Source organism: Agrobacterium sp. SORGH_AS_0440, from assembly GCF_031453135.1.
Classification (GTDB): Bacteria; Pseudomonadota; Alphaproteobacteria; order Rhizobiales; family Rhizobiaceae; genus Agrobacterium; species Agrobacterium pusense.
Map to the genome: position 1 here is coordinate 472,036 of NZ_JAVIYR010000003.1, position 6,553 is coordinate 478,588.

The 6,553-nt window shown below is 57.8% G+C and carries 7 protein-coding genes; 5 read left to right on the plus strand and 2 right to left on the minus strand.

All coding sequences use genetic code 11. From position 1 onward, the window contains the following. Positions 1 to 49 precede the first annotated feature (49 nt). Complete coding sequence (locus QE453_RS25185; protein WP_309778685.1) at positions 50 to 742, minus strand: type 1 glutamine amidotransferase domain-containing protein; 693 nt, start codon at positions 740 to 742, stop codon at positions 50 to 52. A 491-nt stretch (positions 743 to 1,233) separates the two neighbouring features. On the opposite strand from QE453_RS25185, the gene QE453_RS25190 reads away from it, so the two are divergent. From QE453_RS25190 to QE453_RS25200, 4 genes are all read left to right on the plus strand, one after another. Next, positions 1,234 to 2,244 (plus strand): LysR family transcriptional regulator, encoded by a 1,011-nt coding sequence (locus tag QE453_RS25190; protein ID WP_309778687.1) that lies wholly within the window; start codon positions 1,234 to 1,236, stop codon positions 2,242 to 2,244. A gap of 572 nt (positions 2,245 to 2,816) precedes the next feature. Further along, positions 2,817 to 3,026: a cold-shock protein gene (locus QE453_RS25195; protein WP_034806062.1), complete on the plus strand. Its 210-nt coding sequence runs from the start codon at positions 2,817 to 2,819 to the stop codon at positions 3,024 to 3,026. Between the two features lie 119 nt (positions 3,027 to 3,145). Beyond that, positions 3,146 to 3,391, plus strand: a complete 246-nt coding sequence (locus QE453_RS25310) for a hypothetical protein (RefSeq protein ID WP_404977908.1) — start codon at positions 3,146 to 3,148, stop codon at positions 3,389 to 3,391. A 95-nt stretch (positions 3,392 to 3,486) separates the two neighbouring features. Continuing rightward, a complete protein-coding gene (locus QE453_RS25200) occupies positions 3,487 to 3,762 on the plus strand; it encodes a hypothetical protein (RefSeq protein WP_309778689.1) in 276 nt (91 codons plus the stop codon). A 628-nt stretch (positions 3,763 to 4,390) separates the two neighbouring features. On the opposite strand, the gene QE453_RS25205 is transcribed toward QE453_RS25200, so the two are convergent. Next, positions 4,391 to 4,555 carry a hypothetical protein gene (locus QE453_RS25205; RefSeq protein ID WP_168247159.1) on the minus strand — a complete coding sequence of 55 codons (165 nt, stop codon included), beginning with the start codon at positions 4,553 to 4,555 and terminating at the stop codon, positions 4,391 to 4,393. Between the two features lie 475 nt (positions 4,556 to 5,030). On the opposite strand from QE453_RS25205, the gene QE453_RS25210 reads away from it, so the two are divergent. Further along, positions 5,031 to 6,473 (plus strand): ATPase domain-containing protein, encoded by a 1,443-nt coding sequence (locus QE453_RS25210; RefSeq protein ID WP_309778690.1) that lies wholly within the window; start codon positions 5,031 to 5,033, stop codon positions 6,471 to 6,473. Positions 6,474 to 6,553 lie beyond the last annotated feature (80 nt).

Here is a 6,553-nt window from a genome sequence, read left to right on the forward strand (position 1 = left end):
CTGCCCGTCGGGCAGGGAATGCTCGTTACGAGTAATGAAGTGTGTTCGGTTATGCGGTAAGCAGGTCGCGAATTGCTTCGCCGACGCCGGTTGCCGATTGCGGGTTCTGGCCGGTGACTAGCCTTCCATCAACGACGACCTTCGCGGTCCAGTCGGCGGCCGGATGATGATGCGCGCCGCGGGCTGTCAGCGTGCTGGCAAGCAGGAAGGGCACCACCTCGTCGAGCTTTACGGCCCGCTCCTCGTCATTGGTGAAGGCCGCTACATTCTTGCCAGCGACAAGCCAGGTGCCGTTGTTTAGCGTGACGTTGACCAGGGCGGCGGGACCGTGACACACAGCTGCGACAACGCCGCCCGCCTCGTAAATCTCGCGGGCGACGTCATTCACGGCCGGGTTTGTGGGGAAGTCCCACATTGCGCCATGACCGCCAGCAAAGAAGACTGCCGAGTAATTTTGCGGGGCGACATCGGCGAGGCGGATCGTGTTGCGGATGGCTTGGCGGAAGCCGTCGCTGTTCCAGTAACGACCGTTAAACTTGTCATTGAGGTCGAGGCCGTCGACGGGCGGCTCCCCCCCATCGATCGAGGCGAACTCGACCGGAATGCCAGCGGCATCCAGAACGGCGAGCGGATGAGTGACTTCTCCGAGGTAGAATCCCGTGGGTTCGCCGGTGTTCCCTTTGAGGCCATGGCTGGTGAGGACGAAGAGAACCGGTTTGACGGCCTGGGTTGTGCTTTTCATGATTTGCTCCTGAAATCGGGGGGACCTGAGCGCGTTCGATGATGTAAATGTATTAAGCTTCGACGGCAGATAAACTGACCTCCGGGGAAATCATTTGTTCTTGAGGGGACAGAATGGGACTGTCGGCCATGCTGCCGCAGCGACGGGTTCGTTTCCCGTGTCCAGCCAGCCGATGCAACGCTTTGGCGACTGCTACGTCGTCGACACACTGGCAATTGAAGAAACCACCTTCGCCGGCAGCAGGAACCGGAATGCAGCAGCAACTTCGTCCGGTCTGCGGAAGCGATGCCTGGACACGTCGCGTGATTTTTCTCGCTGCTCGGGAGCTCGCTGGCGCGACGAAGCCGGTTGCTGTCCGTCGGACGATCCCATGGGCTGCGAGCCGGCGAGCAAGAGCTCCAGTGGCCCTTGCTAGCAGGCTGCCTTTGTGGCCGGCGAGGCGATTGTCCCGGGCGCATCAACGACCGCTGACGCAAGAATGTTGGCGACAGTTGAAGGCTACGTCTCCGCTCGGCAAAGAAGCGCTAAAGCACTTCATTGATGCCCAAATCGGGAGTAAAGCTCCCCTGAAGAAGAATACTTATTCACAAGAGGTCAAAATGGCGCGAAGGTTTGATCATCTCGGTGACGTGGAAGCGTTCGTCACCGTTGCCGAAAAGGGATCGATGACCGAGGGGGCGGTCGTGCTCTCGACGACGCCGTCGGTCCTTAGCAGGGCGATCACCCGCCTGGAAAGCAGGCTTGGGGCGCAATTGATGCGCCGTACCACGAGGCGCCTCAGTTTGACAGATGAAGGCCGTGCCTATTTGGAGCAGGCGCGCGCGGCGTTCTCCATGATTGATGATGCGGAACGCGGACTACAGGGCCGAACGGGAGCTGCGCTAAGGGGGCATATTCGCCTCAGCGTGCCGACCACCTACGGCCATTACAGGCTGCCGGCGATGCTGGACCGCTTCATGCAATCCTACCCGAAGGTACAGATTGAATTGAGTATTACGAACCGCAACGTCGATCTGGTGGCGGAGGGGTACGATCTCGCGATCCGTCTGGGCCCGTTGCCCGACAGTGGGATGGCAGCGCGCAAGCTCGAGGATGCGCCGCTGCGGCTGGTCGCCTCTCCTCGGTATCTTGAGCGGGCGGGCGTTCCGCTGCAACTTGAAGACCTCGCGAAACACCGGTGCCTGCCTTTCATCATGCCGAGCACGGGGCGCTGCGCGCCATGGCTATTTCGGGTCGACGGACGCGACCTCGACTGGACGCCAGCCAGCCAGGTCCAGGTATTCGATGACGTCCTCGGCGTCGTGTCGCTGGCGGAAAGCGGACTTGGTATTTGCCAAAGTTACGATTTCATCGTGCAGGACCGTATTGAACAGGGTCGGCTTGTGGAGGTGCTGCAGCACGCCCGGGGCCGGTCCCGGCCATTCTCACTCGTCTTTGCACCACACCGGCGCCTCTCGACCGCGACGCGGACACTCATAGATTTCCTCGCGAGAAATGGTTAGCGCCCTTGAGCCTCGGTGTGGGTCTTCGTCTGGGTGGCCGTTTGCGCAGCACATGATGGATGCGCTTCAGGCAGAAGCGTTGGCTGCGCCGGATTTCACTTTCGATGCGGCATTGGCCAGATCGGCGGCTTGCTGCCGGAAGAAAGCGGCTGGGATCGTGCCGACCACTTGTGCGAAGAGCTCGGCCCTGAACTTTAAGGACAGAGGACGCCACAATAACAGACCGTCCACACTAGGAGGCGACTGTTCTGAAATCCCGCTGGCTCTCTATTTGAAATCTTCCCGAGTCAACCACGGCTGTCGGTCGGGGACGTTCCTCATCCCGGGCGGCCTGGACGACGCGGAGCAGTGATACACAACCAGTAGGCGAAGAGGCGCTTCACCAAAAACTAATCGTTGACTTGCCTTCGCAGGTGCCCTATATCTCCACCATCGATCTTTTGCTTGCCAAGCTTGTCTACCGTGCGATTGGCACCGCGCCCTAAGCGAACTTCTCTTTCAAAAATAGTCGGTTTATGCCCGCGTCTCATCCGTTGCGCGGTATGTCACTCTATGCTTGGAAAGGGTCCATCATGACCACTGGCACAGTAAAATGGTTTAACTCCACAAAAGGCTTCGGCTTCATTCAGCCTGACAATGGCGGTGCAGACGCGTTCGTTCACATTTCGGCTGTCGAGCGCGCAGGAATGCGTGAACTCGTAGAGGGCCAGAAGATTGGTTTCGAACTTGAGCGGGACAACAAGTCTGGCAAGATGTCTGCGACCAATCTGCAGTCTGCATAAGTGAGATCCGCTCCCCTTTGACCACGGATGTACTGGCACTGCCGGGAGCAATTTCATCGAGGCCAGGCGTTTCGCCTGGCCTTTTTCGTTCGGCCACAGGCCGGAGAGACAGGGACTTCATGACACAACAACAAAGCAAACTGCGTCAGCAGGCAGAAATCGCGTTTCGCAAGCTTCAGGCTCCCGCCCTTGCGAAGGATCGTCCCGAGGAAAAGGGGCACGCTGCCGTTGAGGCACATAATGAAAAAACGGCAAGGCTGAGGACTGCACGCCTCGCAAAAGAACTCGCGGATCGGAAATCTGCAACATCCGCATTGATCGCCAAGCGTGCCTCTAAGGTCTCGACTGCCCGTTCGGCGGGTTAAGCGGCTCCACAATCGCACTTTCCCGTGCTCTTGCGAACCATACGGGCGCATTGCCAATGATGACTTGAGAACATCAACTCGAAAAGGCGAATTTCATGTCAGCGACGACAAATGAGCTGAACGCGATAAACACCGCATGGCAGATCGCTATCCAGGAGATTTTGCGGATGGTGATCCGCGATCTTTACCGTGGGGAGGGCGAGGAGCAGTTTAAAGAGCATATCAAGCGCATCGAGGCAGCCGCCGTTGACAGCATCCACGCGGATCTGAGGTTTCGGGGAACGGACGAGTGGACGGAGCTTGTGGTCAAGGAGAAGGCCAGCAATTTCGTCACGACCTTGTTGACCTCCTTTACCTTCGACCGGGCATAATCACACTGCTCCAGTGCGGTCTCGCTCCATAACCTGCACTCGGCTGCGCATGCGTCTTTCAGAAAATGACGAGAGGGCAACGATCATGACGGATTTCAAACAATTTGCTGCAAGTTCGAATGGTGATAACTGGTCCCTGGGGACGCGAGAGGATGGGACATCTGTCGTACGTCACAAAGGCAATCCAGCGTCAGGCGGATACGAGACGGAGTTACGTGTCGAGGAGTTTCTGCTTCTGAGGCCGTATGGTCCCGAGCAGGCGGCGCTGATTGAGCTTCTTGATGCAGGCGCTGATTAGCAAAACCAATGAAGTCTCGACAGGTCTTCTTGTGCACCTTCGCACGCTCGAATTCCCCCTTTCGGAGGGCCTGGTGCAGGCCCGACGCGCCACCTCTGAATTTGTAGGCGAGCAGATCGCATTGGGCCGTTTATTCCTTGGTTCGAGGCGTTCCGCCCAGGCTACCACACGTCAACCGCCATTTCGGTGTCATTAAGCCGGCCAGGACCTTGAACGAACCTCGGCCGGGGGAACGAAACGGACTGTTCAGGGCTCGATGTGGCGCTTATCAATGAAGGATGTGGAATCCGAAAAAACAATGAACCGGGGTCTAAGACCATTTCCGCGGGTCTATTCGCGCTCGGCGTTTTCGAGAAATTTATCGATCAGCACTTTTGCAGCCACGTCCCTGGCCGTTTGTTGTTCTTGATCGTCAAAACTGCGCATTCCCGCGCTCTCAAGCATAGCATTGAGCCGGTTGAACTCACGAATATACTGGGTAGAAATGGAAGACATTGCGTCGGCCTTGCTGACTGGGGCTAGGCTATACTGACTGCCTAACGACAGCGCCCATTCCATTGACTGCCGGTAATGACTCATAGGGGTCAATTGCGCCCGCATGAAGGCCGGCGACCGACCCCGACCTGGCTTTTGGCCTCTACCGGTCCTACTGCTGCCAACATTTCGGTTGGGAGAGGGACGCCGCGTGCTCGATTGTAACTGATATTCTACCGTCGGCTGATGTTCGGAGGCCGTTTACGGCGTCTTCCACATAGTCATCGCTCCGGGCGGCGCGCCTTATAGACCCCGCGATCGCGGATTCCCGAACGCTCGGCGGCTTTGCGGTCTTGATCGAAACATAACTCCTCCCTTGATCTTCACAGGCAAGGAACGATTTGATGTTTCCAGAAAGACGAATATAGATATGAGTGTAATCTGACTGCAGTGACGTTCCCTCGATGCCAATGCGCGTGGCCAGCGGAAGGTAAAAATGCCGAGACCGAAAATGCCCCCTGTCGTCAGCACCGGAATCGCGGGACTTGATGAGATTCTTCGCGACGGTCTTCCCGCATCCAATCTCTATATTTTGCAGGGCGCTCCAGGATCGGGCAAAACCACCGCCGCCCTACAGTTCTTGCGAGCCGGAGTTGCTGCCGGCGAAAGCTGCATTTACGTGACACTCTCGCAGACAGCCGCCGAGCTGAAGGCTATTGCGGTGTCGCACGGCTGGACACTCGACGGTATCCGTGTCGAGGAACTCGCGACATCCGGCTCCGTAAACGAAGCCGATGATCAAAGCATATTCATGACGTCCGACCTGCGGCTTGACGAGACGCGCAAGGCGGTTGAGGCAGCGATCGAGGAACATAAACCGCGCCGGCTTGTCTATGATTCCCTTCTCGAAATCCGGTTGATCACCGGCGATTCTCCCCGGTTTCGCCGGGAGCTGATCGCGTTCAAGGCCTTCCTGGCAAAACAGGATGTCGTCGCGTTGCTGCTTGACACCCAGTCGCCAGGATTTGACCGAAGCGGCGAAGAGGTGGAGGGACTGGCCCACGGGGTAATCCGGCTTGACAAATCGCTGGAGGAGTACGGCGGTGTTCGCCGCCGTGTCGAGATATCCAAGATGCGCAGCGTGCCGATCGCCGATGGCTATCACGACATGGCGATCCGGGAGGGCGAAGGCGTGGTGATATTCCCCCGGATAATGCCAAGCACCGCATCAGATAGCGGCAAGCCACAACTGATCAAATCCGGCGTTGCCGAACTCGACGAGATGTTCGGCGGAGGCCAGGAAGCCGGAACCACAACCCTGGTCATTGGTCAGGCCGGGACCGGAAAATCGACGATGTCGTCCCTCTATGCAACCGCGGCGCTTGAGCGTGGAGAAAATGTAGCCCTGTTCCTTTTTGAGGAGCGACTGGAAACTTTCTTTCGCCGGTCAGAAGGCCTGGGCATGCAACTCAGGCAGTTTCATAAGGACGGAAGGCTGATCCTTCGCGACTTCAATCCTAACGAGATCTCACCGGGTGAATTCGGCCGGATCGTTCAGGATGCCGTGACGCAGAACAAGTCGAAAGTCGTCGTCATTGACAGCCTGACGGGTTACCTCAACTCATTGCCACACCGCGACAAAGCGGTGCGCGACATCCAGTCCCTGCTAAAGTACCTGGCGCGTTCCGGGGTGTTGACGATGCTCATTGTGGCTCAGCATGGGCTCCTCGGGCAGAATGTCGGGATCGACGTCGATGTGAGTTTTCTTGGCGACACGGTCCTGCTGTTGCGGATCATCGAGCATGAAGGGCGCCTGCGACGCAATATTACGGTGGTCAAGAAGCGCCACGGCCCGCATGATCTCGATGTCCGGGAATTGATCATCGAAAGCGGCAGCGTTACCGTCGTGGCCTACAACCCCCTTCCCGATTCCAAATGAACGAGTTGCGAAAGGAAAACGAGCTGGACTGGGTGCTTGTTCTTGCTCCGTTTCGCAAGGACGCTGATTATATTGCGGCT

What these genes read in the sequence shown, in the direction of transcription:
- QE453_RS25185 (WP_309778685.1), bottom strand. Translation starts at nt 742, where the DNA reads ATGAAAAGCACAACCCAGGCCGTCAAACCGGTTCTCTTCGTCCTCACC.
- QE453_RS25195 (WP_034806062.1), top strand. Translation starts at nt 2,817, where the DNA reads ATGACCACTGGCACAGTAAAATGGTTTAACTCCACAAAAGGCTTCGGC.
- QE453_RS25310 (WP_404977908.1), top strand. Translation starts at nt 3,146, where the DNA reads ATGACACAACAACAAAGCAAACTGCGTCAGCAGGCAGAAATCGCGTTT.
- QE453_RS25200 (WP_309778689.1), top strand. Translation starts at nt 3,487, where the DNA reads ATGTCAGCGACGACAAATGAGCTGAACGCGATAAACACCGCATGGCAG.
- QE453_RS25205 (WP_168247159.1), bottom strand. Translation starts at nt 4,555, where the DNA reads ATGTCTTCCATTTCTACCCAGTATATTCGTGAGTTCAACCGGCTCAAT.
- QE453_RS25210 (WP_309778690.1), top strand. Translation starts at nt 5,031, where the DNA reads ATGCCGAGACCGAAAATGCCCCCTGTCGTCAGCACCGGAATCGCGGGA.